The sequence below is a fragment of the Idiomarina sp. H2 genome (assembly GCF_004364275.1).
Lineage (GTDB): Bacteria > Pseudomonadota > Gammaproteobacteria > Enterobacterales > Alteromonadaceae > Idiomarina > Idiomarina loihiensis.
In genome coordinates, this window is record NZ_SNZY01000003.1 from 310,826 (window position 1) to 336,811 (window position 25,986).

The window sequence follows — 25,986 nt, forward strand, 5'->3', positions numbered from 1 at the left end:
AGAGAGGCTTATGCAGCAAGTAGTCAATGTACAACAACCCATCATTACACCACGTAAATTCAAGGTATATCAGCATCGCCAGTTAGATAAAATTGAGGCGTTAAAGAAAGTTCCTGCTGACATGCGTTTTGAAATGAAAGTCGTCGCTAATGTACTGCCATTCAGAGTTAATGAATATGTATTTAACGAACTGATTGACTGGGAAAATGTACCCAATGACCCGCTGTTTCAGCTAACTTTTCCACAAAAAGATATGCTGGAGCCATCTGCGTACCAGCGCATGGCAGACCTAATGTCCGGCAAGCACACCACCAATGAAGTGTTTGATTTGGCGACTCAGTTACGCGATGAGATGAACCCTCACCCTGCCGGACAAATGCAAATGAATGTGCCGCATGTTGATGGTGAGCCTTTGCCGGGTATGCAGCACAAATATCGCGAAACGGTACTCTTTTTCCCGGCTCAGGGACAATACTGCCATTCTTACTGCACTTTCTGCTTCCGCTGGGCGCAGTTTGTCGGTAAAGCTACCCGCTTTAATTCAAACGATGCTGATCAATTGCATCGCTATCTGGCTCAACACAAAGAAGTTACTGACTTGCTGGTGACCGGCGGTGATCCTATGGTGATGCGCACACGCAAACTGGCTCACTATTTAGAAGGCTTACTGCAACCTGAGTTCGAACATATTAAAACCATACGCATCGGCACTAAATCACTTACATTCTGGCCTTATCGGTTCATCACCGACCCCGATGCGGACGATTTACTACGTTTATTAGAGCGCTTAGTTGCTGGTGGCAAGCATGTATCGATAATGGCGCATTTAAACCACCCGAATGAGTTGCGCACTGAAGTCTGTCAGGAAGCCATTCGCCGCCTACGCGCTACAGGTGCGCAAATCCGCTGTCAGGCTCCTTTGCTCAAACACATTAACGACGACCCGGATGTCTGGGCTTCTATGTGGGAGAAGCAGGTACAACTAGGATTAATCCCTTATTACATGTTTGTCGAACGCGATACTGGCGCGAAACGTTACTTTGAAGTGCCACTGGAGCGTACCTGGGAAATTTTCCAAAAAGCGTATCAACAGGTTTCCGGTATTGCTCGTACTGTTCGAGGCCCCTCGATGAGCGCAGGCCCGGGAAAAGTAGAAGTTCAGGGGGTTACTGAAATTGCCGGTGAGAAAGTCTTTGCCTTACGCTTTATTCAGGGACGCAACCCAGACTGGGTACAACGCCCCTTCTTCGCTAAATACGACCCGGATGCCACCTGGCTGCATCACTTGAAACCAGCTTTTGGTGAAGAAAAGTTCTTTTTCGAAGATGAGTATTCACAAATGTCGGCGATGGATTAACCATCGGCTGCCAGTTTTCGTGCCCGCTGCAGGTCTTCTTCGGTATCAATGCCTGTAGCTGGTGCGAGAATGGCTTCAGCGACATGAATACGCTCTCCGTGCCAAAGTACCCGCAATTGCTCTAACGACTCAAGCTGTTCAATAGGGCTTGGTTGCCACTCAACATAACGTCTCACAAACCCCGCCCGATAAGCGTAAATACCAATGTGACGATGGTAATGCTCAGTAACAACATCAGTCGCCCGGTCGGCAGAGAAGTGCTCTCTGTCCCAGGGAATTGCGGCACGGCTAAAGTACAGCGCATAACCGGCAGCATCGGTAACCACCTTTACTGTGTTGGGATTAAAAATATCTTCAGCGTCGGTAATAGGCACGGCCAGCGTCGCCATAGGTGCCTGTCGTTGATTCGCTAAGTTATCGGCAACCTGTCGAATAATTTCAGGTGGAATAAAGGGTTCATCACCCTGCACATTAACCACAACTTCGTTTTCTGCCAGAGCTAATTGCTCGATAACCTCAGCCAACCGTTCCGTACCAGAGGAGTGTTCACTTGAGGTCATCATTACACGACCACCAAACTTATCAACGCCCTCTTTAACCCGCATATCATCGGTAGCAACTATGACTTCGGCAGCACCACTAGCCTCAGCTCGCTCAACCACATGCTGAATCATCGGCTTTCCGGCAATATCGGCTAAAGGTTTTCCCGGCAAGCGACTGGAACCGTAACGAGCGGGAATGACAACGGTAAAACTCATGAAGGAACCTTTTCTAACTCTTCTGAAGATAATTCGCGGGCCTTATCCGCTATAAGCACGGGAATATTCTCGTCTATAGGGTATGCAAGGCGTTCTCCGCGGCATACTAACTCGTCTTTATCCGAGTAATAGGTCAACTTTCCTTTACACTTTGGACACGCCAATATTGCTAATGTCGTTTTATCGATGGCCATTTTTCTTCCTTTCCAGCTCTGCCAATAAGTTAGTTTTCATCACTTCGGGCAGCTTCGCTTCAATTGTTTGGTAATACCAGTCAGCTTGGGCAAAAGGCTGGCATTTACCGGCATCTTTTTCTGTCATTAATATAGGGTTTCCGGCCAGGTTAGAAAAGTCCTGTTGGCTAAAAGCGTGATGATCCGCAAACCCCTGACTGTTCTCCAGTTCAATACCCTGCTCAATTAGCGAGTTAAAAAAGCGCTGCGGATAACCAATACCAGCCACTGCATTAAATTTGCTCTCGGTTTTTAACGCAATTTGCTCATTGTTATCAACCCGGTACCAGTTGCCTGGCTCTACATCCACAACATGCCGGGCAAATGCGTGGCGACCATAGTTAGAAATAACCCAGTCAGCGCCTTTCAGACGCCAGGGGCCTTCTCTTAATGGACCTGCAGGCAAAAGCCATCCGTTTCCGGTTCCTCGCTCAGCGTCTATCATAATTAATTCAATGTCGCGCTTAAGCCCGTAATGCTGCAGCCCGTCATCACAAATAATAACGTCTACTTTTGGATGTTGTTCAGCCATAAGCTTTGCGGCCTGAGCTCGTTTTGGGGCAATAACAACAGGGCAGCCAGTTCGACGACGCATGAGCAAGGGTTCGTCACCGGCTTTTTCCGGAGAGTCGCTCTCTAAAACCTCGTAGGGAAAAGGCCCTTTTGCACCGTAACCACGACTGATAATGCCCGGATTCCAGCCCTCATCTTTGAGCCATTGACTTAAGGCCACAACCATAGGTGTTTTGCCAGTGCCGCCCACGCTAATGTTTCCCACTACTATGACCGGAACATCAGCTTTATAGCGTGGCATTAACCCCAAAGCATAAAAACTGCGACGCAAATTTGTTACCAGCCAAAACACCAGCGACAGTGGTGTCAGCAAAAACAGTAAAGGGTGCAGACTGGCTTTATACCACTGCTTTTGAAGCCACATTAGGCGCTCCCGCTAAACTGCAAGTTATGCAGCTGAAAATATGCGCCTTCCTGATCAAGCAATTGCTGGTGTGTACCGCGCTCAATAATCTCACCGTTGTCCATAACCAAAATTTCATCGGCATTTTCAATGGTTGATAAACGGTGCGCAATAACAATAGCTGTCCTGTTTTTTCTCAGGGTTCCTAACGCATCCTGAATATGGCGTTCGGACTCGGTATCCAGAGCCGATGTTGCTTCATCCAGTATCAGAATAGGCGCGTCTTGTAGTAGCGCACGGGCTATAGCAATACGCTGACGTTGACCACCGGACAGCATCACCCCGTTCTCGCCCACCATAGTATCCAGGCCTTTTGGCATGCTGTCGGTGAACTCAGTAACATAAGCTTGCTCAGCGGCTTTAGTGATGTCTTCACGCGAGACATCTTTCGAGGCACCATAAGCAATATTGTTTGCTATGGTGTCGTTAAACAGGGTTACGTGCTGAGATACCAGCGCAAACTGACGCCTTAAGCATTTCAACTTATAGTCGTTAATATTATGGCCATCAAGCAAAATGCGTCCCTGCTCGACATCGTAGAAGCGCGTGAGCAAATTCGATATTGTTGACTTACCACTGCCTGAACGACCTACCAGCGCAATGGTTTTGCCCTGATCAACTTTAAAGTTAATGTGCTGAAGCGCGGGTTCATCACCTTTTTGATAAGAAAAGGTCACGTCATCAAAAACAATATCGCCCGCTGCCCGGTCAACCACCCGCGAACCTTTATCAACTTCAATCGGCTCGTCCAGAATTGCAAACACGCTGGTTGCCGCCGCAATACCGCGCTGGAAATCACTGTTTACGTTAGTCAGCTGCTTTAACGGGCGCAGCAACATGATCATAGCGGTAAGTAACGTAGTAAAAGCACCGGCCGAAAGCTCACCCAGCATTTCTGGAAAACTGGCAATAACCAGAACCATAGAAAGGCTTAACGAAGCTATAAACTGAATAACTGAAGTGCTGATAGCCCGGGTATTCACCAGCTTCATATTCTGGTTACGAGTAATATTGTTTATGTTCGAAAAGCGGGCCGACTCACCTTTTTGCCCCTGATGCATGATCACAACCTTATGGCCGTTGATCATTTGCTCTGCAGTTGTGGTTACATTACCCATAGCGGTCTGAATACGACTACTTACTTTACGGAAACGACGTGAAACAACCCCGACAACTTTTGCAACCAGAGGGCCTATCACTAAAAATACCAATGATAATTGCCAGCTTTGATAAAACATCAAACCCAATAAACCGGCGACGAACGCGCCTTCTTTCACCAAGACCAAAACGGCCCGGCTACTCGCTTCCGCCACCTGTTGAGTGTCATAAGTTATTTTTGAAATCAAGTCACCGGTTGAATGCTGGTCATGGAAACCCACCGGCAGTTTCATCATATGGTCAAAAAGCTGCTGCCGCATTTTAGTAACGACTTTAAAACCCACCCAATGCAGGAAATAGCTGGAAGCAACATTCAAAGAACCACGAAGGATGAAAATAAAAGGAACAAAGAGGGCACCGTAAAGCAATATATTAGAGTCTTGCTCTGTTAACCCATCATCTATTAACGTTTCAATTTGGGATAAGAACAATGTATCAATGGCAGAGTAACCAATCATACACAGGATAGCAGCGATAAAAGCTGCCTTATAAGGTTTGATATAACCTAATAAGCGTTTAAAGGTCGTCTTCTTTTTAAGCTGAGAATCCATGTAGTCTCAAATAAGTCATTAACACTTTTGCTATTCTACCTGTTTTCAAAGGGTAACTCCAAACTCCATGTGTTGCCGTCACTAACAATAGTCAGTTGCCCGCTGTCCCTGGTTCCAAACCAGGGCTTTTGAGTACGGGAGAGCCTTTCCAGTGTATAGCGGTGAGGAAAGTCATAGCCACTATGCTTACCGTAGCTGATAAGATAGACGTCAGCATTAACCGCCTGTAACAGAGGCCAGCTGGTCGATGTTTTGCTGCCATGGTGTGGAATTAACAGAACATTAGAGTTAGCTTCTGACTGTTTATGTAAAGACTTCAACAATAATTGCTCTGCCGTCATTTCAATGTCACCGGGCAAAAACATACTGAAGTTTTTATAACTGATGCGTAGTACACATGAACGATTATTTTTACTTAACCGATTTGTATTCTGATACGCAGGCGTTGGCCACAGAACCTCCCATTGTATGCTGTTCCATTCACCTGTATCACCAGCGCGACAGGGTTTATCACTGGCATCCCCGCGCCACTCTAGCTGAGGATACCTTTGTCTAAGAAAATCTCTGCCGCCGTTATGATCTCTATCGCCATGGCTGATAAAAGCCAGCTCAGGCCGCAAACCATGATAATTAAGAAAAGGTTCAATAACCGCTTCTGCAACACTGAAACCCGAACTAAACTCAATACCGGTATCAATGAGCATGGCTTTGCCGTCCTTCTCTATTACTACAGCCTGGCTTTGCCCCACATCCAGAACATGAAGACGCAACTTCCCGTCCCGTTGATTAAAAAATGAAAAAGCCGCAACAGGCAAGCACAATAATAGACCTAACCTTTGCCAACCACGACTTACCGGCAACAGCATGGCCGCAGTAAGTGCGAACAAAACAGCAAACCGTGCTGCGCGGGTTATCGGCCATTGATTCAGTTCCAACCAATTAGCCGGGTGCCCTGCTAAAGCGTCCAATAGTGGGGTCAAACAGGTAACCGGTAGTTCAGACAACTGCCAGAACGACACAGCAATATCAGAACCAAACAACGCAAAAACAGTTCCTATTAATGCCAGCGGCAATAACCAAAAGCTGATAACAGGCAACACCAACAAATTGACTACGGGAGCAAAAAGCGAAAAGCCGCCAAATAATAAAAATGATAAAGGAGACATCACCACCAACAGCAGCCATTGAATTGACCAAAGGCTTTTTACCGCGGAGAAACGGCCACGACTTTTGCTCCATCGCCAACTGGCAAGAAAAAGTGCGGCAACGGCAGTAATAGATAACCAAAAACCGGGATCCTGCCAGGCAAAAACATCAACCACTAGTACCGCAGCCACCACTCGCAACAATAAGCTTAGCGGATTTAACTTGAGCTTTAACACAATATGCAGAAGAACCACCAGAAACATGGTTAAAGCTCTTACAGTCGATATTGAAAAACCTGACATGCCTGCATAGGCGCTTACCACAATTGCCGCGAAGACCAGCGACCACAGCCGAATGTCTAGTCGCTCTCTATTTTTTAAGCTGATAGGAAAACAGTAAAAACAAAAACGAAAGAATAAAATAGCTGAGCCTGCGACCATCCCCAGATGCAAGCCGGATATGGCCAGACTATGAGCTAACCCCGTTTTTTGCCAGGTTTCACGAGTGGCAGAGGTTAGCAGGCTGCGTTCGCCAATAGTTAATGCAGCCAATATACCCGGTTCAGATAAATCAGCTTGTTCTATGCTATCGAAAACTCTCTGCCGAAAACTGGTTACACGAGTCAGTTTTTCGCCATCTTTGACCGTTCCTAGGGCATAAATATTATTGCGCAATAAGTATTTCCGGTATCGAAAACTCCCCTGGTTTCGGTAGTCCGTTGCCTGTTTCAGCTTCACTTCCAGTTGCCAACGTTCACCAGCTTTCGGCACCTGTTTATGGTGGCTGTTATACCAGCTCAGTTGAACCCGGGGTTGCTGCCAGAATGGCAAAACTTTACCAGCCAGAACTTCTACTCTGCCCGTCATACGCAAATGAAAAGGATAACGACGCGACATTTCATCCACGACAAGCGTCAATTGAATTTCATTACCCATCAATTCGTCTGGTATCGCGCGTAAATTTTGCCAATAAAGGTTGGCATTACCCCATAAAATGCCGCAAAATAACACCATCAGTCGTAGTACGATGGTTCGCTGTTTTACTTCCCTCTGTCTAAAATAAAAAAAGGCATTAACTGTCGCCAAAAGTAGTAGTGCGATAGTTGAAAAAATTAGCCAAAATTTGATGTCAGAGTGTAACGAGGCGGACAATATTCCGCCAACAAAGACCAGTAACCAACGATCCATCGTTGCTCCTTCCCTGGGGCAGTAACCGGATAGGTAATAAACGTCACATTATGGCCAGACGCTTCATTAAACGCTTAATGCCTGATCATCAGAAAGTGCGCGAATCCAAAGCGATTCGTTTGTTCGGCAGCCTTCTGCACGATGCAAACTTGTGGCATTTAAATAGACGTTCAGCTTCAGGCGCCTTTGCAGTCGGCTTATTCTGCGCTTTTATACCAGTACCCTTTCAAATGTTATTGGCGGCAGCGGCTGCAATTCCTTTTCGCGTTAACTTGCCACTTTCGGTCGGGCTTGTCTGGGTCTCAAACCCTATTACTATGCCGCCAATGTTCTATCTGTGCTATTTAGTCGGTAATGCCCTGCTCGCAGAGCCACCACAACCCTTTGCTTTTGAACTTAGCTGGGAATGGCTAATGCACAGCATTTCGACCATCGGTCCGGCATTACTGCTTGGGTGTTTGATTCTTGGCACGTTATCCAGCTTTATCGGTTACATCGGTATTCGCTTGCTTTGGCGCCAGTCGGTGGTCAAAGCCTGGCGCCGTCGCAACCCTGAAGGCAATTAAGTACTTTCGTGCAGGGCCTTGGCTGGTTCAACTTTGACCGCCCTCCAGGCTGGATAAATAGTGGCCAGCAAGCTCATTACCAGTGCCACGCTGGCGACTAAAATAACATCGCCCCAAACCCATTCAGAGGGCACCTCGCCAACAAAGTAGATATCGTTGGAAAGCACCTCAAAGTGGAACCAGGATTCAAGCGTTAGCATAATATCCGGTAGAAACTGCGCCAGAAGTATCCCGCAGAAGCAACCGATAGCCACTCCATATAATCCATTCATTAACCCCTGAAACACAAAGGACTGCAGTAAGGAACTATCTTTCATACCTAAGGTTTTCAACATGGCAATTTGGCTGCGCTTTTTCGCTACCGTCATAATGAGTGTTGAAACAATATTAAAACAGGCTACAGCCATAACCAGAATCAAAACCAGATACACTACCCAGCGCACTAACTCAATATCTCGATATAAATGACCGTGACTTCGGGTCCAGTCATCCAGATAGACCAATTCTGGCAACTGGTTACCTATTTCCCGGGCAACCGCAGGAGCCGAAAAAACATCCTTTAACCGCAAGCGTACCGAGCTGACATCATTTGCAAAACTCAACTCATTTTTAGCCGTTTCCAGAGAGACGTAGGCATTTTGATAGTCAATTTGTCCGCCAAATTTAAACAACCCGGTTACTTCCAGTCGCACCCGCTCTGGCGAACGAAACCCTCGCTCAGACTTTTCCGGGGTTAGTAAGGAAACAGAGTCGCCAACAGCTAAGTCAAGCTTCTCGGCCAAACCTGCCCCTAGCAATAAACCGCCTTTTTGCTGCCACCTTTGCCAGTCTTCGTTACTTACGTAGTTGGATATATCCGATACTTTTTGTTCCTGCTCTGCGGATATTCCCCGAACCTGAATGCCATGAAAAGTTGACTGGGTTTGCACCATAACGGTGGAATTAATTCCCGGAGCCGCCGCTATAACCTCCGGATGCTGCTGTGCAATTTCCGCAACCTCCTGCCAGTCTTCCAGTGCGCCCTCGACGGCACTGTACTCAACCTGCGGAACAACCGCCAGTAACCGCTCCTGCAGCACCTGATTAAAACCGTTCATCATCGACAAGGCAGCAATTAAAACCGCGCACCCGAGCGCTATACCAATAGTTGATGAAGCCGATATAAACGACAAAAAACCCTGTTTCGCGGTACCTTTACGAAAGCGTCGGGCAATTAACCAGGCAAGCTGCATTAGCCTTGCTCCTTATGCAAAATTCCATTTTTTAAAACTTCTACACGCTGCAGTTGCTCGGCCAGCTGTAAGTCATGAGTTACCACAATAAAGGCCGTGCCCATTTCCTGATTCAGCTCCAGCATTAACTGATAAATACTCTCAGCCGCTTCTCCATCCAGGTTACCGGTTGGCTCATCAGCCAGCACAACCTGTGGTTTATTCACAAAAGCCCTGGCTATAGCAACCCGTTGACGTTCACCGCCGGAAAGCTGTGCCGGACGATGAGACAATCGATGCTCTAACCCCACGCGGACTAAAAGCTGTTCAGCCTGTTGTTTAGCTTCTGCCGGGCTTTTACCGGCTATAAGTTGTGGCATGGCAACGTTTTCTAACGCTGAAAATTCCGGCAATAAATGATGAAACTGGTACACAAAGCCTAGATTCTGGTTACGCCACTGCGCCAACTTGTCGGCTTTCCAGGGCGTCATTTCCTGATCTTTATAAAACAATTGACCCGATGAGGGTTTATCCAGTCCACCCAACAAATGCAGCAAGGTGCTTTTACCCGAGCCTGACGCTCCGACTACGGCAACCATTTCTCCGGCTTGCAGAGCAAAATCAATGTCTTTTAAAACGGTAACCTGGTCGCCCCCGTCCTGATAGGATTTACTCAATTCTTTGCAACGCAACAGCGCGTCAGTCATAGCGTAATGCCTCCGAGGGTTGAACATGTGCGGCTTGTGATGCGGGATATAACGTTGCCACCAAAGTTAAGGCAATTGCAGCAACGGCGGTAATAATAACCTGAGACACATTAATGATAATTGGCAGGCCTTCATCTGAACCGGCAAAGATTTGTGCACCGAATAACGCCAGAATATCATTCAGGTACCAACTCAACACCAGCCCCAGAATAACGCCAATTAGTGAGCCCAGCACGCCGTTATAAAGCCCCTGCAATAAAAATACCGTGCGTATACGTCCGTTAGATAAACCCAACGTTTGTAATATGGCGATATCGTGACGTTTGTCGTTTATCACCATAATAAGAGCCGATAAAGTATTAAACGCAGCGACCGCAATGATTAGCGCCAGCATTAACCACATCATGCGTTTTTCCATGCCCACAGCTTCAAATAACTGGCCGTAATTTTGTCGCCAGTCGCTGGTCGTTAATTGCGTTTTATTGCGCAGGCTTTCTGCCACTTGGGGAGCTTTAAAGGCGTCATCTAAAAATAATTGCAACCCACTCACTTTTCCTTCAGGTAACCGAATTAAACGCGCCAGGTCACTGCCATGGGCAAAAACAACCGACTCGTCAACCTCAGAGCCCATAGCAAAGAACCCGGTAACAACAAAGCGGCGCTGCGAAGGAACCAGTCCAAAAGGCGTATAAACCCCGCCCTGCGCTGCGATAATTCGAATGCTATCACCAACGGTTATTCCTTGTTTCTGCGCCAGCCGCTGCCCTATCACCAAGTGATAATTTCCCGGCGTCAGACTGAGCCAGTCACCGACAACCATTTTATCTTTGAGTGAGAGAGGTACCTCGCCTGCATCCGGGTAAATGCCCTGTATATTGGCTACCGACATTTTTTCTGAAAACTGCAATATGCCCTGCGTTTGTACATACGGCATTGACCCTTTAATAGCTTCTAATTCAGGCAGTTGCTCTTGGGTTTTACGCCAGTCTGTCAGTTCCGTATTGCTGTCAGCATCGGTTAGCGTTACCTGAGGAACCGCGCCCAGAATGCGCTCTTTCAATTGGCCTTCAAAACCGTTCATAACCGACATGACAACCACCAGAGCCATAACCCCAAGGGCAATACCGGCAAAGGCAAAGCGGTTGATAAAGGCGGTAAACGCAGACCCCTGCCTTGCCCGACTATAACGCAAGCCAATAAACAGCACGACCGGCTGAAACATATACCCTCAATTATTTGATGGTTGCTAATTCATAACGAGCAAGGATAATGAGTTGTATTGAGCCTGACAACTAAAAGCCGACACAATGACGCAATCGCAGACATCAATGACATCACCAATCGGAGATTTCTTCACCGTAAGAGATCGCTTCCCGGTCAATTTAATTGCGCTGGAATCGGCTGACAGCATCCCTGACGAAGACGCGTTTATAGCTGAAATTCCGGAACTGTTCACTATTGCATCCAGCATGGCTGAAAGTGATCAGCAACAACTGCAAAGTATTAAAGTTGAACAGTCGTCGGGCAGCGCTCTGGTCGCTTTTCTAGAACAGCAGCACAAGCGTATGAACATATTACTGGGCTACATGCTCCGCAACGAAGATGACCCGGCTCATCGCTTTGAAGGTGTTGAATACGGTGGCGGCGGTATTCGCATACTAAATGACTCGCCATTAACCGAAGGTCAAACATTTCAGGCAAAACTGTTTTTTAAAGAAGAGGCTCTGGCAATTTATTGTTATCTGACAGCTGAAAAGTCAGAACCAGAGGAAAACGGTGAGACTTATCGTTGTACGCTGAGCTTTGCTCGAATTCGCGAGGAAGATCAGGAGTTGTTGATTCGGGCCAGTCTTCATGCCCAGAGCCGTCAGCTCAAAGAACGTTCAAAGCAACGCCGCGAAGAAAAACAAAACGACAACCTGTCATCCAAATCCTGATTGATTTCGGTATAATACCGACGTTTTTCCAAACCAGTTGAGTAGTCATGACTAAGGCATCTGTATTAAGACCCCCTTTTCCTCCGGCAGCAAACAAAGACCTTACCTGGCAAGAGTTGCATGGTAGCTCACCAGCAATGGCCATAGCGCGGCTAATTGACGCCACGCCCGGCCGGGTTTTAATTGTCACCGCAGATGCTAACCAGGCACACCGGTTAGCACAGGAAGTGAAATACTTTGCCGGTGAACACACCGAATACCATGACGACATTACGCTGTTCCCCGACTGGGAAACTTTGCCCTACGACAGCTTTTCACCGCATCAGGACATTATTTCTGACCGACTCAGCGCGCTGGCACGCCTTCCCGATGCCAAGCGCGGGGCACTGATTGTCAGCATTAATACCCTGCTGCACCGCATTGCTCCAACCTCATTTGTGCAGGGGCAAGCGTTACAAATTGAAAAAGGCCAGCAGCTCGACAGTCTGAAGCTACGCCAGCAACTTGAAAATGCCGGTTACCGTCATGTTAATCAGGTAATGGAACATGGCGAGTTCAGCGCCCGCGGCTCTATCTTAGACTTATACCCTATGGGCAGTCAGACACCCTACCGGCTCGACTTTTTTGACGACGAAGTCGATACCATTCGGCCGTTTGACCCTGAGACTCAACTATCAAAAGACCCAATAGACGGCATTAATTTGCTGCCCGCACACGAGTTTCCACTGACAAAAACGGCGATTGAACGCTTTCGCGCAAATTACCGTGAGCACTTTGAGGCGAGCACTGAGCGTGAATCGGTGTATCAGCAAGTCAGTAAAGGCCAGTTACCTGGTGGTATAGAGTACTATCTGCCGTTATTTTTTGAAGAAACGGCCAGCTTGTTTGATTACCTTCCGGACGACACGGTATTGGTTACTTTCGGCAACATTCAGGCGAGCCTGGAACGATTGTGGCAGGATATTAATCACCGCTACGATCAACGTCAGTTTGACCCTTTACGGCCGTTACTGCACCCCAATGAGTTGTTTCTTCCGGTCGATAATATTCATGCCGGTTTCAAACAGTATCGCCGGGTGCGTGCCAATGTACCTGCAGAAATGGCCCAACCCGGTCCGACGCCGTTTCTGACAGAGTCAGTAACGGAAATTGCAGCTGACCATCAGCAAAAGCAACCCTTTGCCAAGTTAAAGGCGAAACTGGAACAGGCTTTGGCAAAGGGTGACAAAGTTCTGCTCTCAGCCGAAAGCGCAGGCCGCCGCGAAGCCTTACGGGAAATTGTCAGCAAGCTTGGCTTTCAGGTAAGACTTTGCTCCGGACTGGATGAATGCCCAACCCAACAAATTGGGTTAATCATTAGCCCCATTATTAATTCATTTTATTTACCAGACGCCAAACTTTGGTTTATTACCGAAACCGAATTATTTGGTAACCGCGTGGTGCAAAGCCGTCGACGTCAGCAAAAAGCCACTGTCAGCGCCGATACGCTGATTCGCAATTTAGCAGAACTGCAAGCCGGTCAGCCGGTTGTTCACCTGGACCACGGGGTTGGTCGCTATCAGGGCCTGACGACACTGGATGCCGGGAATGTCACCACCGAATTTGTCACCATTGAATACGCTGGCGGTGCCAAGCTTTATGTTCCGGTCGCTAACCTTAACGTTTTAAGCCGCTACAGTGGCGGTGAAGAGAGCCATGCTCCATTAAACAAACTGGGTAACGACAGCTGGGACAAGGCCAAAAAACGAGCTGCGGAAAAAGTCCGTGATGTTGCCGCTGAACTGCTCGATATTTACGCACGCCGCGAAGCGAAGCCCGGCTACGCATTTAATATCAACGAAGAAGATTACCAGCGTTTTGCCGCCGGATTTCCGTTTGAAGAAACCATTGACCAGCAGGCTGCAATTGATGCGGTTAAGCAGGATATGCAACAACCCCGGGCTATGGACAGGCTGGTCTGCGGCGACGTTGGCTTTGGTAAAACCGAAGTGGCTATGCGTGCTGCCTTTATTGCGGTTAATGAAGGCAAGCAAGTCATGGTATTGGTTCCGACCACCCTGCTTGCCCAGCAACATTATGAAAACTTCAGTGACCGTTTTGCTGAGCAGGCTATTCGGGTTGAAGTGCTGTCGCGCTTTAAAACCGCCAAGCAGTCAAAAGGCATTCTTGAAGACTTATCCAACGGCAAAGTCGATATTGTTATTGGTACGCACAAGTTACTGCAAGACAATGTGAAGTGCCATGACTTAGGTCTGCTCATTGTCGACGAAGAACACCGCTTTGGTGTAAGACAAAAAGATACCATTAAACGCCTGCGCGCTGACGTAGATATTCTGACGCTAACAGCAACACCGATTCCGCGTACCCTTAATATGGCCATGAACAACATTCGTGACCTGTCAATTATAGCCACGCCACCAGCGAAGCGACTGGCAGTAAAAACCTTTGTCCGCGAATACGACGAGCCCACGGTTCGTGAAGCTATATTGCGTGAGATTCTGCGCGGTGGTCAGGTTTATTTCTTACACAACAATGTCGACACCATTGAAAAAACCGCAGCCGATATTGAAGCTCTGGTTCCGGAAGCGCGGGTTGTGGTTGCTCACGGACAAATGCGTGAACGTGATCTTGAACGCATTATGTCGGACTTTTACCATCAGCGCTTTAATGTACTGGTCTGTACCACCATTATTGAAACCGGTATCGACATACCCAGCGCCAACACCATTATTATGGATCGCGCCGATCATCTGGGGCTGGCGCAAATGCACCAGCTGCGAGGCCGGGTTGGACGCTCCCACCATCAGGCTTATGCCTATTTATTAACGCCGCACCCCAAACGCATGACCAAAGACGCACACAAGCGCCTCGAAGCGATCTCTCAGCTTGAAGACCTGGGTGCCGGCTTTATGCTTGCAACTCACGACCTGGAGATTCGTGGTGCCGGCGAGCTGCTGGGCGATGATCAGAGTGGTCAGATTGAAAGCATTGGCTTTACTTTATATATGGACATGCTGGAGCAAGCGGTTAAAGCTTTAAAAGAAGGCAAAGAACCCGCGCTTGCACAGCTGCTGCACGAACGTGCTGAAATTGACTTAAAACTGCCGGCACTTTTACCTGAAGCTTACATACCAGACGTCAATAATCGTTTAAGTTTGTATAAGCGAATAGCCAACTGCGAAACCAGCAAAGAGCTTGATGACCTGCAAGTTGAATTGATTGATCGTTTTGGCCTGTTACCGGACGCCGCGAAAAACCTGATTCGACAGACACAACTTCGCAATAATGCTGAACAGTTAGGTATACGCAAAATTGATATTGGTAATCAGGGCGGTATTATTGAATTTGCCGACGACACGAAAATTAACCCCGAGATAATTATTGGGTTAATTCAAAAAGCACCCAGCTATTATAAGCTGGACGGGCCAAACCGTTTACGTTTGAGTCAACCACTGGAAGATACTCAAAGCCGCTTAAAACTGGTAGAGTCTCTGCTAGACGAGTTTGCAGAGCAATCTCAGGCGGCGTAACACAGGAGTGAATAAATGGCGCTGGTACATCGGGGTGTAAAATCGGTACTGGGTTTAGCAACCGCATTAACGGCTTTAGTGTCTGTAAATGCTATGGCCCAAGCAAATAAAGATTATTGGCGATGGTTTGAAGTTGAAGTTCTGGTCTTCAAACAAACCGCTACCGATCAGTCCGGTGAAAACTTTTCTTTAACCATGCAGCCTATTGCGGTAAATAAAAGCCGGGATTTATTGACGCCTCACTACAGCCAACAAAACCGCTCTCTTCGCAGCGCTCTGCCTGTTTGCGAAGCATTCTCTGAACAAAACTGGCAAATTGATATTGCCTGTCGGTATGACAACGAAGACCAATGGGTACCCATTGCCGGTAACCCATTCGCACCGGAACATAGGCTATCTGAAATGGCCTCTACTGAGGTTGTTATTGATGGTCCTGGTGGCAACATAGAGCAAGCCTCTCAGCCGTTCCTGATGCCTGCGGACGCCCTCGAACTCTCTCCAATCAGAACCGAACTCGAGCGCAAAGGCCAGGCTAAATCGTTGTTGCATCTAGCCTGGAGACAACCAGTTTTTACCCGGGGTGTCGGTCGTAAAATGCGCTTATTTGGCGGCAAAAATTATGGTAACGACTTCTTCTATAATGGTTTTCCCAAAGAGCAGGAGCAACTCGATACACCGCTGTCCAGTGCAGGCCAGGAGCAGCGCATGGATAATATCCAACGCCTGTTCAGCGTTATTGAATCGGGCACTGCCCCTTTTATCAGCCCGGAAGATAATACCCCAGTTCGCCCGCCTCTGACGGCGGCCGGAAATCCTCAGCTTGCCTGGGAATTTGACGGCTTAATGCATATTTTTCTAGTCGGCAACTATCTGCATATTGACGGTGAGTTCAACTTACGCGAACAAGATGAAATCAAGCGTATTGCCAACGACTTAGAATCTCAGGCGACTTATGCTCTTAATGGCGCGAGTAAACAAACACCTTATTTACGTAGCTATTATTTTTCTCAGTTACGGCGCGTTATCAGTCACGAAACACATTACTTCGATCACCCTAAACTCGGGGTTGTCGTTCAAATTCGCCGTACTGACTTATCGGCTCCAAGATACTAATAAGTTACGAGGCAATTATGGAAAAGTACGAAGAACTGCTGCTGGCCTTAAGAAAAGTTATTCGCGCTATCGACTTATACTCTAAGCAGCTAAATAAGTATTCCGGATTAACCGCGCCTCAGTTATTAATTTTGCGTGAAATAAATGCTGCAAACGGTATAACCGCCAGTAAGGTTGCACAAAATATCAATCTAAGCCCGGCAACCGTCTCTAATGTCATCGAACGCCTTGAACATCGGCAGTTAATCCACAGGCACCGTAGTGAGCAGGATAAACGCCGTGTATCTCTTTATTTGACTGAACAGGGCCTTAATCTTCTGCAAAAGGCACCACAGCCATTGCAGGAAGATTTCATAGAAAAGTTTCAGGCACTGGATGAGTGGGAGCAGTCGCTGCTGCTCTCGTCAATGCAAAGAATTGCCAATATGATGGATGCGGAACGTCTCGACGCCGCGCCCGTACTTGAAGTTGGAAGCTACCACAAACTGGACCACTAACATGCACAAACGACTACTTAGCTTATTACCAGCTCTGCTTTTATCTGGAGCTGCAATTGCAGAAACCTGTGGGAGTGATAAAGAGATTATTCCTATTTCACAGGTGCAGGGAGACAATGAACAGTCTCCAAAGGTTGGTAAGCAAGTAACCGTCCGCGGTATTGTTACCGCAAGCTGGCAGCCGTCTGAACAACTTGGCGGCTTTTTTATTCACAGTTTGCCTGAGGATATGGATGAAAACTCTGCCACTTCAGAAGGTTTATTTATAGTTACCAATAAGCAGCATTCACAAGTTAATAACGGTGAATGGGTAAGAGTTACAGGTGAAGTTGAAGAGCGTTCGGAATTAACCTCGTTAATAGAGGTATCCAATATAACAACCTGTGGCGAAGCAAAAACACTTCCTGAAACAACTGAGTTGAAACTCCCGGTTGAGTCACTTGACGAGCTTGAAGCCTTAGAAGGCATGCCTGTCATTTTATTCGCGACTAAAGGCGAGAGCCTGACAGTTTCCGGCAATTACAATTACCCTCGCTACGGTTTTTTCGATATTTCTGCAGGGCGCTTATGGACGCCGACTCAAATCGTTATGCCGGGAAAAGATGCAAAACTTCAGGCACAGGAAAACGAATTGAACCGCTTGCAGGTTGATGACAACAGCAATGTTATCGAGCCACGTCCGCTGCCATTTTCTGAGCTTCAGCATGGTGAGCAAAGTAGCCTACGCTCGGGTTCAACCCTGAAAAGTTTCTCCGGTATTATCAGCCAGTTTAATAACCGTTACCGAATTCAGCCAACCGACGACTTAGAACTAGAAACACCGTCTGTGCAACCGCAACTGGCAGAGAAGCCAGATAATGCCTTGCGCATCGCCAGTTTCAATGTGCTGAATTTCTTTAATGGAAACGGCGCCGGACAAGGTTTCCCGACTCCCAGAGGAGCTGATACTCCTGAGCAAATGCAACGACAACAGAAAAAAATTGTTGCTGCACTAACGGCTATAGATGCTGATGTCATTGGCTTAATGGAAATTGAAAATGACGGATTTGGTGAGCGCAGCGCAATAATGCAACTGGTCAAGGCACTGGAGAAAGCATCAGGAAAAGATTACGCAATAGCTGAGCCGCGTGCAGAAAAAATTGGAACAGACCAAATTACTGTCGGTATTATTTATCAACCACAGCGTGTAAAACCAAGTTCTCACGCGATATTTACACGTCAGGGCCCTTTCTCCTGGGGAAGCCGCCCTCCTCTTGCGCAAAGCTTTATCGATGCCAACACCGATCAAGAATTCAGTGTTGTGGTAAACCACTTCAAGTCGAAGGGCAGTTGTCCGGAAGACTCTGAAAGCCCAAACAGTAACCAAAATGATGGCCAGGCCTGCTGGAATGACTTAAGACTTCAGTCCTCGCAAGAATTAACGCAATGGATTCAGAGCGAGTCTTTAGCAAACCCGGTATTACTGGGTGATTTTAATGCTTACTATCAGGAAGACCCGGTGCGTTATTTTGCGGACAATGGTTTTTATAACCCTTCAGGCGCAAAAGACTATTCTTACGTTTATGACAGTCAGGCCGGGGCTTTAGATCACGTTTTTGTTGCAGATTCACTTAAAGACGCGATTCAGGAAGTGTATCACCTACCCTTTAATGCTGACGAACCCCAGGTATATGATTACCGCGATGAGGCGTATTTTGCAGAAGGTCCTTTCCGCTCTTCTGACCATGACCCACTAGTACTGGACTTAGATTTTTCCGGCTCGGGCATGTAGGCATTATCGGTTCCGAAGTGAACCTCGAACTCGACACCAATTAACCACTGGCCGCTACGCTGCTCTGTCATAAGATTGCGAGGCCAGTGGTACCCAACCCAGGTTTCCACAAAAAACCAGTCCCGTAAGTATCGCTGACGATTAAGAAAGCGTAATCCATAATCCTGAACAGGCACCTCGTGGTCAGTATTGCCCTCTATCCAGGTCTCTGTCGCCCAGGCTTTTTCCTGCCCATACAAATGATATAAACGCGCAGTACTGTTCCAGCGAACACCATCTGTTTCTTCTGCAAAAGTACCTTTAGAAGCCCACCTTAATAACCATGTATCAGTTAATGTGGCTTCATAATCCACTCTCTGCGCAACACCAAAGCCATCGCTGTCGCGCCAGAAAGCCGAAGACTGCATACGAATCTGCTGATTACCTGCAAAAACAAAACCGGTCATATAGCGGGCTCTTGCATAGGTATCAAACCGTAACCCACCACGGATACCTACACTGTAGGACACTCGGTGCGCTTCGTTAATTTCAGGATCAAAACCTAAACCCACTAACCACTCTTCGTCTGACCTTGGAGAGCGAATAACTGAGGGACGACCGGTAGAGTCATCATCCAGAAACTCATTTTCATCAACCCGGCCAATGAAAGCTGAAACGTTTTCTTTTAGCTTAGGTAAGGTTACCCGGGCTCTGAATCGCGACTTAACTTCAAAACCATCGTACTGGTCCCATTGCGGCGCAACCGAAAGCCGCCCATAAGAGCGTTCATATTGATTAATGCTTTCATCTCCGAACAAGCCGTCAAACCAGCGCGCGGTTGCGTCTACCGAGGTTCCAAGCCCGCTGCGGAAACTGTCCAGCCACATATCATCTTCTTCATCAGCCTGTTGAGCTGCTGTAGCTGACTGGCAACCAAGACTAAAAATAAAAGCTAGCCAAGTAATCTTTTTCATATTGAACGGTCTATAACTAAACACCACCTTTGGTTGGAGAACACTATGTCGTTTCGCCTTATAATTGTTATTGTCGGTTTGTTAGTATCTTGTTTCAGCATGGCACAGAATAGCGAGCCAACAAAGCAAAAAAATGAAAAAGTCGCGACTTTTGCCGGCGGCTGTTTCTGGTGTGTTGAAGAAGCCTTCGAGAAGATGCCTGGCGTCCGGGAAGTCATTTCGGGATACAGCGGCGGCGATGAAGCTAATCCAACCTATGAGCAGGTTTCAGCAGGCAGAACCGGGCATACGGAAGCAGCCCAGATATACTACAACCCCGATGTCGTAAGCTACGCAGCATTACTTCAGAAGTTATGGCGTATCAGTGACCCGACCGACAACGACGGACAGTTTGTTGACCGCGGTAAACAGTATCGCCCCGCGGTTTTTTATCACAATGATGAACAAAAGCGCATAGCTATGGAGTCGCGCGAGTGGCTGGATAAAAATGGCCCCTTCCCTGACCCGGTGGTTATTGAAATAACACCCTTTAAGAGCTTCTACAAAGCGGAAGAATACCACCAGGACTATTACGACAAGAACCCCGTTCGCTACCGTATTTATACCTACAACTCGGGGCGTTATGACTTCGTTGAGAAGCATTGGGGGGATACCTCGGACGTTGACTATCAGCAATTTACGAATGACAACCCCACAGGTACATCTGATCAGCAAAGCTTCGTTAAACCTAGTGACAGTGAACTGAAACAACGCCTAACGGATATTCAGTATGCGGTGACTCAGGAAGACCAAACGGAACCCGCCTTCGATAACCGCTACTGGGACAATGATCGCAAGGGTATTTATGTAGATGTAGTAAGTGGTGAGCCACTTTTCTCTTCAGCAGATAAATACGAATCGGGTACCGGTTGGCCAAGTTTTACTAAGCCCATAAGCCCAGACGCGGTAGTAGAAAAAGATGACAGCAGCTGGTTCTACACCCGTACTGAAATTCGCAGCCGCAAAGCAGACTCTCATGTAGGCCACGTTTTTAATGATGGTCCACCACCTACGGGTTTAAGATACTGCATGAATTCAGCGGCACTGCGCTTTATTCCTTTAGAAGAAATGGAGGAAGAAGGGTACGGTGACTACATTCCTGCAGTCACCGATGATTAGTTAAGCGGTAATAATCAGGCCGTCCAGCCCAGCTCAGTAGCGCGCTGCTGAGCTTGCTTGGGCACATCAGTTGCCACAAAGTGATGATGCAGCACCTGAACACCAAGCATATGGTTGATGACGGCATCAAGCTGCACACGCTCTTCATTCGGAACATTCTCATCCTGATGCCGTTCAAAGGTCCGCACCACTTCGTCGTAGTCAAGCAAACCGGCTGACTTAACTGCCTCAGCATTCAGGAATTGCTCCGCCAGCTTCTCAACAGCTTTCCACTTCTCCGGGTCGGTGTGCGCCGGCGGTGCCATAAAAGCGAACTTTTCCCGTTTATACAGCGTTTCCGGCAACAAGCCTTTCATGGCTTCACGCAACACATATTTTTCTTTATTGCCTTTAATACGCAGGTGCGGCGGCACAGTGAAAGCGTATTCCGCCAAGTGATGATCTAAAAATGCCGGGCGCGCCTCCATTGAATTAGCCATATCCACCCGGTCGCCGCCCCAGGTCAGAATTTGCCCTTCCAGCATGGTTTTAATCCAGACATACTGAGCTCTGTCCAGCGGATGCCGACCATCCAGCATGTCTTTATCAAGCGTGTTGGCAATAGCCAGGCTGGGGTCATAGCCTTCAACCTGTTTTCGCTTGTTCTCCGACATAAGCGGCAGCGCAACCGATGAGCAGGAAAGCCACGGCTGCACACAACTTGGAGTAAAACCCATTTTCTGGTTAAAAGCGTCGCTGACAAACTCTTCGCGAGCCAACATCGCGCCTTTAAAGAGTTTATTGTTTTTCTCCAACAGCTCCTGCCACTCAACCCGCTCTACTTCCGGTAAATGGTCGAGTCCATGCAGGAACATGTCCTTTCTAAAAGCCGGGTAACCGGCAAAGAGTTCATCGGAACCCTCTCCGGTCATCACGACTTTATAGCCGGCTTCATGCACCTCTTTACTCATCAGGTACTTGGCTACGCCCAGCGTGTTATATATGGTTCGTTCTGTATGCCACAAAGTTTTTACGAAATGGTCGTAAAGGTCATCGGCTTTAAGCCGCATAATGTGGTGATCAGCCTTAGTAGCTTCAGCCATTTCTTCTGCAATAGGTGTTTCATCATAGTCAGCAGAATCGAAACCTATGGTAAAAGCTTTTACCGAGGTTTGGGTTGAGGCGGACGCAAGTCCCAGAATGGCACATGAATCAATGCCACCGGACAAATAGCAACCGACAGGTACGTCAGCTGTCATTCGGTGCTGAACGGCTTCCAGTAGCTTAGCGCGGACCCCTTCAATATAACTCTCTTCGTCAACATCCGCTCCCGGATAGCTCTCTTCCGGCGGAAAATCGACATCCCAGTATTTATGTTCCGTTGCAACCACTTTGCCATTTTTACGCTGCAACTTAACCACATAACCCGGCTGAACCTGATTAATCCCTTCAAAAGCCGTAGAGCCCGGCACCATCACTTGAATCAGTTGGTGGTATAAGCCCTCTGCCGAAAACTCCCGTTTAACGTCCGGGTGAGCAAACAACACTTTCAGCTCAGAGCCAAACACCACGCCATGCTCCGTTTCCGTCCAGTATAAAGGCTTAATTCCAAACCTGTCGCGCACCAGGTACAGGCTTTCATCTTTTGCATCGAATAAGCCGAAAGCGAACTCTCCACGAAGCTCCTTTAGGGTGTCCTCCAGTCCGTAACGCTCAAACAGGTGAAGAACAATTTCAGAGTCGCTTTTACTGTTAAAGCGTGCGCCACGAGCGGTTAAATCCGCGCGTATGCGTTTAAAGTCGTAAAACTCACCGTTGTGAGTCAGCATCAGTCGTTTATCGGCTGATATAAAAGGTTGCCGACCTCGCTTTTCATCCAGGTCGATAATGGATAAACGGGCGTGACTAAATCCTACGCCGTAGTCTTGTTGTACTTCATAACCAAACCCGTCGGGACCACGATGATGCATTATCGCAGCCATATTAACTAAGGTTTGGGGGTCAATCGCTCTTTCCGTTTGATGATGAAAAACGCCAGCAATTCCGCACATTCTTTGCTTTTCCTCGTATCAGACGACATCAATGACGCGTTCAGCTCGCTGTACCATACAGGTCAGCAGCGCCATACGTAAAAACACCGCACCCCGTGCCTGGCTGAAATACCAGTTATGAGGCGTATGGTCGAGATCGGCGGATAATTCTTCACCGCGCGCTAAAGGGTGTAAAATAATCGCGCTGTCTTTTAGCGGAGACTGCGCCGTTAAGTGAAACTCACTGCCATAAGTACTAAAGGTATCACCTTCCCACGAAATCGCGTTGATATAAACCACGTCGAGCTCTGGTAGTACCTGCTCTAAATCCCGGGTCGTACGAATCTTTATTCCAGCTTGCTCAATCTGTTCTCGTTGCTCACTTCCAAACAGCTGAGTCGACGATTCCTCGTCATGAATAATGACAATTTCATCAATTGCTTTTGGAAACTTTACTAAACATTTAATAAAGCTGCGCACGGTACGCATTTTATTTGGCACACCAATAATGCCAATTTTTATCGGCGCTTTATCGGCTTCGTCCGTCACTAAATCGGGACGCCATTTAAACAGTGCGTACATATCCGTAAGCGCCTGAGTCGGGTGTTCATCTGAACCATTACCCGCATTAATAATAGGAATGCGCAGCGAATCGATCATCTCTTCCAGTGAGGTTTCATTATTGTCCCTCAACACCACGCAGTCACCATAGTTATTAAACATTTCAGCCACATCGGCTAAACGTTCACCTTTGGCTATGCCGGTAGTAGAACGGTCAGTAATTGACATAATATCGCCGCCCAGACGGTGCCAGGCGCTTTCAAATGACAGACGAGTACGAGTACTTGGCTCGTAAAACGCGCTGATTAAAATTTTGCCCTGTAATGAGGTACTAAAACGACGAGGGTTAGCCTCGTACTTTGCGGCAAGTCGAAATAACTGCAACATACCCAGCTGAGAAAACTGGTCAGCGGATACCACGTGCTGGTTTGATAACTTCAGCAGGTAATCACCATCTTCCTGAATTACTTTCAATAACGCCTTTGGGTGGGCATCGCCACACACATCGGGGCGGTCACGTTCAAAGGAGACATCCTTTATAGTCATACAATTACCATATGGTTTTAGAAATAAAATCTTTTATAAAAAGCCCAAGTAACAATACTGGCGCTAAACATGTCATGACCAGCGCCAGGAGAATCAGCCATTCAAAAGCCAGATTATTTATCAGCATCGATAGGCTCCTTCTCATCCAGTTGGTTCCAGTCAAATTCCGTATCGCTACGCACAATCCCGACAAGACAAATCAATCCAGAAACCGCGCAGGACACAAGTGCTGCTACATAAAAGCCAACCACAAAATAGCCCAGCATGCCAAATGCCGTACCGAACGCCATAGCACAGGCAGCGTACCCACCGGTAAGACGACGCTGATACAGCCCCAGCAGTATCGGCCAGATAGTACTAGCGACAAAGGCGCCGGCAAAGTTCAACAAGGCCCCTAACGTAGCAATACGCGGTAGGCACAACAACCAGGTCATGATGCCCAGCCCAAGAATGCAGCTACGATTAAAACGCATCAGGGTTTTGTCACTTGCTTTAGGTTTAAGCTTTTTATGATAAATGTCTCGCGTAACCAGGTCAGAAGTTGCAGCAAGCAACGAATCCAAACTGGAGGCCAGAGCCGAAAAAATCACGATAAAGACAACAATTGCACCAACCTTACCCAGCACCGCTGCTGCAACCGTCGGACCAATCATGTCCGGACTTGGCGGAAAAATACCTAATTGTGGCGCAGCCAGTGCAATAAATCCGGTAACAACAGGAATTGGCAGCCACAACAGGCCACCGGTTAAATAGGCTTTGTAAGCCACATTTTTCTTGAAAGAAAGTGCGCGTGACCACCACACATTGGAATGGAAAATCTCGCCCAGGCCGAAGAAGATATTATTAAACAAGAACATGATGGCTGCGGGAAATAAGAGATCCAGAAGTTGTGGATGCTCAGCGGTCAAATTGCTGTGGATGCTTTGCAGGCCAACATTGTCAATTAACCAATAAGCAATAAAGCTCACGCCGACAATAATGATCAACGCCTGGATAAAATCTGTGGCAATGACGGCTCGCATGCCACCAAACAGTGTATACCCAACGCAAATCACCAGTATGGTTGTCATTCCAATGTGATAGTCGAGACCACTTAACGATTCCAATAAAATGCCTCCGGCCATACCTAAGCTGATCAGCCAGCCGAACGCATAAACAACAGAAATAATAATAAAAACAATCCAGGCCCAATTACCGTACCGTAACCGGACAAAGTCACCCGAAGTATAGCCATTGGGTAACAGCTCTTTAATTCGCTTGGCCATGGGAGCAAATAGAATCAATCCCAATGCAGCAAAGGAATACCCTATCATTCCCCATATACCAAATTGGTAAGTCAATTGCGGCGCCACCAACGTCGTGTTACTGGTCACCCAGGTTGCCATAGCGGTTGCCGCCGCAAAGGCAAAGCCGACATTTCGTCCTGCCAGCGCAAAATCTTCATGGTTGCGGTTTTTTCGTCCCAGCCAATAACCAAAGCCGATCCAAAATAAACCGAACAGGATGATAATGGTGATACCAGTACTCGTTTCTAATGCAAACTCAGTCATGATGCTCTTTTTTGGAATGTACCCACCGACGATGCAATAGTAACAAGGTTGCTACCAGAGTAATAAAAATCACCAAACCGATAAAAAACAGTGTGAGGGCTTGCCAAAGTGGGTAATGTTTTACGGTAATTTTAATGGTATTACTGACAAGAGTCTGGCCGTTGCCGGACTCCGCACGGGCACGTAAGTAATAGGTTCCGTTACTAAAACCTGTTAACGAAATATCTTTAAAATTACCTAGCGCCGGAAACTGTCGAGTATTCTCTGTGAACGCTGAATTGCTGGCAACCTCAACTGTAAGTCTGTTAAGCTCAGGCACGTCAGTAGCGCGAACAGAAACGGTAAAATAACCTTCTTTAATGACAGAGCCAGGTCCGCTTAGCGTTAACGAGCCTGCAAGCGTAGGTGTTGGCAATAACATGAAGAAACATAAAGCCAACAAAATATAGCGATAGTTAAAGCAGTTTTTCTTTATTGCCATTAAGACGTCTGCTCACCAGCGTTAGTTGAA

General features: G+C 47.4%; 21 protein-coding genes. 8 read left to right on the plus strand and 13 right to left on the minus strand.

The window, feature by feature from the left end:
• Positions 1 to 10: 10 nt before the first annotated feature.
• Entirely contained in the window at positions 11 to 1,357 is a 1,347-nt protein-coding gene (locus DET62_RS05555) for a lysine 2,3-aminomutase (RefSeq protein WP_110013279.1), read from the plus strand.
• Here DET62_RS05555 and kdsB read toward each other — a convergent pair.
• Genes kdsB through DET62_RS05580 form a run of 5 tightly spaced genes read right to left on the minus strand, consistent with a single transcriptional unit; the run spans position 1,354 to position 7,366 of the window.
• Positions 1,354 to 2,115, minus strand: coding sequence for a 3-deoxy-manno-octulosonate cytidylyltransferase (gene kdsB, locus DET62_RS05560; RefSeq protein WP_110013280.1), 762 nt, complete (start codon positions 2,113 to 2,115; stop codon positions 1,354 to 1,356). The two genes, DET62_RS05555 and kdsB, sit on opposite strands and share 4 nt — an antisense overlap.
• On the minus strand, positions 2,112 to 2,309 hold the full coding sequence (locus tag DET62_RS05565; RefSeq protein ID WP_110013281.1) for a Trm112 family protein: 198 nt from the start codon (positions 2,307 to 2,309) through the stop codon (positions 2,112 to 2,114). The genes kdsB and DET62_RS05565 overlap by 4 nt, the downstream gene beginning before the upstream one ends.
• Positions 2,296 to 3,285 (minus strand): tetraacyldisaccharide 4'-kinase, encoded by a 990-nt coding sequence (gene lpxK, locus DET62_RS05570; RefSeq protein WP_110013282.1) that lies wholly within the window; start codon positions 3,283 to 3,285, stop codon positions 2,296 to 2,298. The genes DET62_RS05565 and lpxK overlap by 14 nt, the downstream gene beginning before the upstream one ends.
• On the minus strand, positions 3,285 to 5,033 hold the full coding sequence (msbA, locus tag DET62_RS05575; protein WP_110013283.1) for a lipid A export permease/ATP-binding protein MsbA: 1,749 nt from the start codon (positions 5,031 to 5,033) through the stop codon (positions 3,285 to 3,287). Before msbA ends, lpxK begins: the two co-directional genes overlap by 1 nt.
• A 35-nt stretch (positions 5,034 to 5,068) precedes the next feature.
• Positions 5,069 to 7,366 carry a DNA internalization-related competence protein ComEC/Rec2 gene (locus DET62_RS05580; protein WP_110013284.1) on the minus strand — a complete coding sequence of 766 codons (2,298 nt, stop codon included), beginning with the start codon at positions 7,364 to 7,366 and terminating at the stop codon, positions 5,069 to 5,071.
• A 50-nt stretch (positions 7,367 to 7,416) separates the two neighbouring features.
• Between DET62_RS05580 and DET62_RS05585 the strand changes: the two genes are divergently transcribed.
• Positions 7,417 to 7,932 carry a DUF2062 domain-containing protein gene (locus tag DET62_RS05585; protein ID WP_110013285.1) on the plus strand — a complete coding sequence of 172 codons (516 nt, stop codon included), beginning with the start codon at positions 7,417 to 7,419 and terminating at the stop codon, positions 7,930 to 7,932.
• On the opposite strand, the gene DET62_RS05590 is transcribed toward DET62_RS05585, so the two are convergent.
• From DET62_RS05590 to DET62_RS05600, 3 genes are read right to left on the minus strand one after another with little or no spacing between them, the layout of a single operon-like run.
• Complete coding sequence (locus DET62_RS05590) at positions 7,929 to 9,164, minus strand: lipoprotein-releasing ABC transporter permease subunit (RefSeq protein WP_110013286.1); 1,236 nt, start codon at positions 9,162 to 9,164, stop codon at positions 7,929 to 7,931. The two genes, DET62_RS05585 and DET62_RS05590, sit on opposite strands and share 4 nt — an antisense overlap.
• On the minus strand, positions 9,164 to 9,850 hold the full coding sequence (gene lolD / locus DET62_RS05595) for a lipoprotein-releasing ABC transporter ATP-binding protein LolD (RefSeq protein WP_110013287.1): 687 nt from the start codon (positions 9,848 to 9,850) through the stop codon (positions 9,164 to 9,166). Before lolD ends, DET62_RS05590 begins: the two co-directional genes overlap by 1 nt.
• Positions 9,843 to 11,072 (minus strand): lipoprotein-releasing ABC transporter permease subunit, encoded by a 1,230-nt coding sequence (locus DET62_RS05600; RefSeq protein ID WP_110013288.1) that lies wholly within the window; start codon positions 11,070 to 11,072, stop codon positions 9,843 to 9,845. The genes lolD and DET62_RS05600 overlap by 8 nt, the downstream gene beginning before the upstream one ends.
• Positions 11,073 to 11,178: 106 nt before the next feature.
• Here DET62_RS05600 and DET62_RS05605 point away from each other — a divergent pair, with 106 nt between their 5' ends.
• The 5 genes from DET62_RS05605 to DET62_RS05625 are packed head-to-tail and all read left to right on the plus strand — an operon-like array spanning position 11,179 to position 18,698.
• On the plus strand, positions 11,179 to 11,787 hold the full coding sequence (locus DET62_RS05605; RefSeq protein ID WP_243734846.1) for a PilZ domain-containing protein: 609 nt from the start codon (positions 11,179 to 11,181) through the stop codon (positions 11,785 to 11,787).
• 47 nt (positions 11,788 to 11,834) lie between these two features.
• A complete protein-coding gene (gene mfd, locus DET62_RS05610) occupies positions 11,835 to 15,317 on the plus strand; it encodes a transcription-repair coupling factor (protein ID WP_110013290.1) in 3,483 nt (1,160 codons plus the stop codon).
• Positions 15,318 to 15,332: 15 nt separating this feature from the next.
• A complete protein-coding gene (locus DET62_RS05615; RefSeq protein WP_110013291.1) occupies positions 15,333 to 16,430 on the plus strand; it encodes a peptidoglycan binding protein CsiV in 1,098 nt (365 codons plus the stop codon).
• A 17-nt stretch (positions 16,431 to 16,447) separates the two neighbouring features.
• The gene (locus DET62_RS05620) at positions 16,448 to 16,927 is read left to right on the plus strand and encodes a MarR family transcriptional regulator (protein WP_110013292.1); all 480 of its coding nucleotides are present in this window, start codon (positions 16,448 to 16,450) and stop codon (positions 16,925 to 16,927) included.
• A gap of 1 nt (position 16,928) precedes the next feature.
• Complete coding sequence (locus tag DET62_RS05625) at positions 16,929 to 18,698, plus strand: ExeM/NucH family extracellular endonuclease (protein ID WP_110013293.1); 1,770 nt, start codon at positions 16,929 to 16,931, stop codon at positions 18,696 to 18,698.
• Here the strand turns inward: DET62_RS05625 and DET62_RS05630 are convergent.
• The gene (locus tag DET62_RS05630; RefSeq protein WP_110013294.1) at positions 18,602 to 19,651 is read right to left on the minus strand and encodes a hypothetical protein; all 1,050 of its coding nucleotides are present in this window, start codon (positions 19,649 to 19,651) and stop codon (positions 18,602 to 18,604) included. The two genes, DET62_RS05625 and DET62_RS05630, sit on opposite strands and share 97 nt — an antisense overlap.
• 99 nt (positions 19,652 to 19,750) lie before the next feature.
• Here DET62_RS05630 and msrB point away from each other — a divergent pair, with 99 nt between their 5' ends.
• A complete protein-coding gene (gene msrB / locus DET62_RS05635; RefSeq protein WP_279513162.1) occupies positions 19,751 to 20,809 on the plus strand; it encodes a peptide-methionine (R)-S-oxide reductase MsrB in 1,059 nt (352 codons plus the stop codon).
• Between the two features lie 14 nt (positions 20,810 to 20,823).
• On the opposite strand, the gene asnB is transcribed toward msrB, so the two are convergent.
• From asnB to DET62_RS05655, 4 genes are all read right to left on the minus strand, one after another.
• On the minus strand, positions 20,824 to 22,839 hold the full coding sequence (gene asnB / locus DET62_RS05640) for an asparagine synthase (glutamine-hydrolyzing) (protein ID WP_110013296.1): 2,016 nt from the start codon (positions 22,837 to 22,839) through the stop codon (positions 20,824 to 20,826).
• An 18-nt stretch (positions 22,840 to 22,857) separates the two neighbouring features.
• Complete coding sequence (locus DET62_RS05645; RefSeq protein WP_110013297.1) at positions 22,858 to 23,925, minus strand: aspartate carbamoyltransferase; 1,068 nt, start codon at positions 23,923 to 23,925, stop codon at positions 22,858 to 22,860.
• Positions 23,926 to 24,038: 113 nt separating this feature from the next.
• On the minus strand, positions 24,039 to 25,475 hold the full coding sequence (locus tag DET62_RS05650) for a sodium:solute symporter family protein (protein ID WP_110013298.1): 1,437 nt from the start codon (positions 25,473 to 25,475) through the stop codon (positions 24,039 to 24,041).
• The gene (locus DET62_RS05655) at positions 25,468 to 25,956 is read right to left on the minus strand and encodes a hypothetical protein (protein ID WP_110013299.1); all 489 of its coding nucleotides are present in this window, start codon (positions 25,954 to 25,956) and stop codon (positions 25,468 to 25,470) included. The genes DET62_RS05650 and DET62_RS05655 overlap by 8 nt, the downstream gene beginning before the upstream one ends.
• Positions 25,957 to 25,986: the final 30 nt, after the last annotated feature.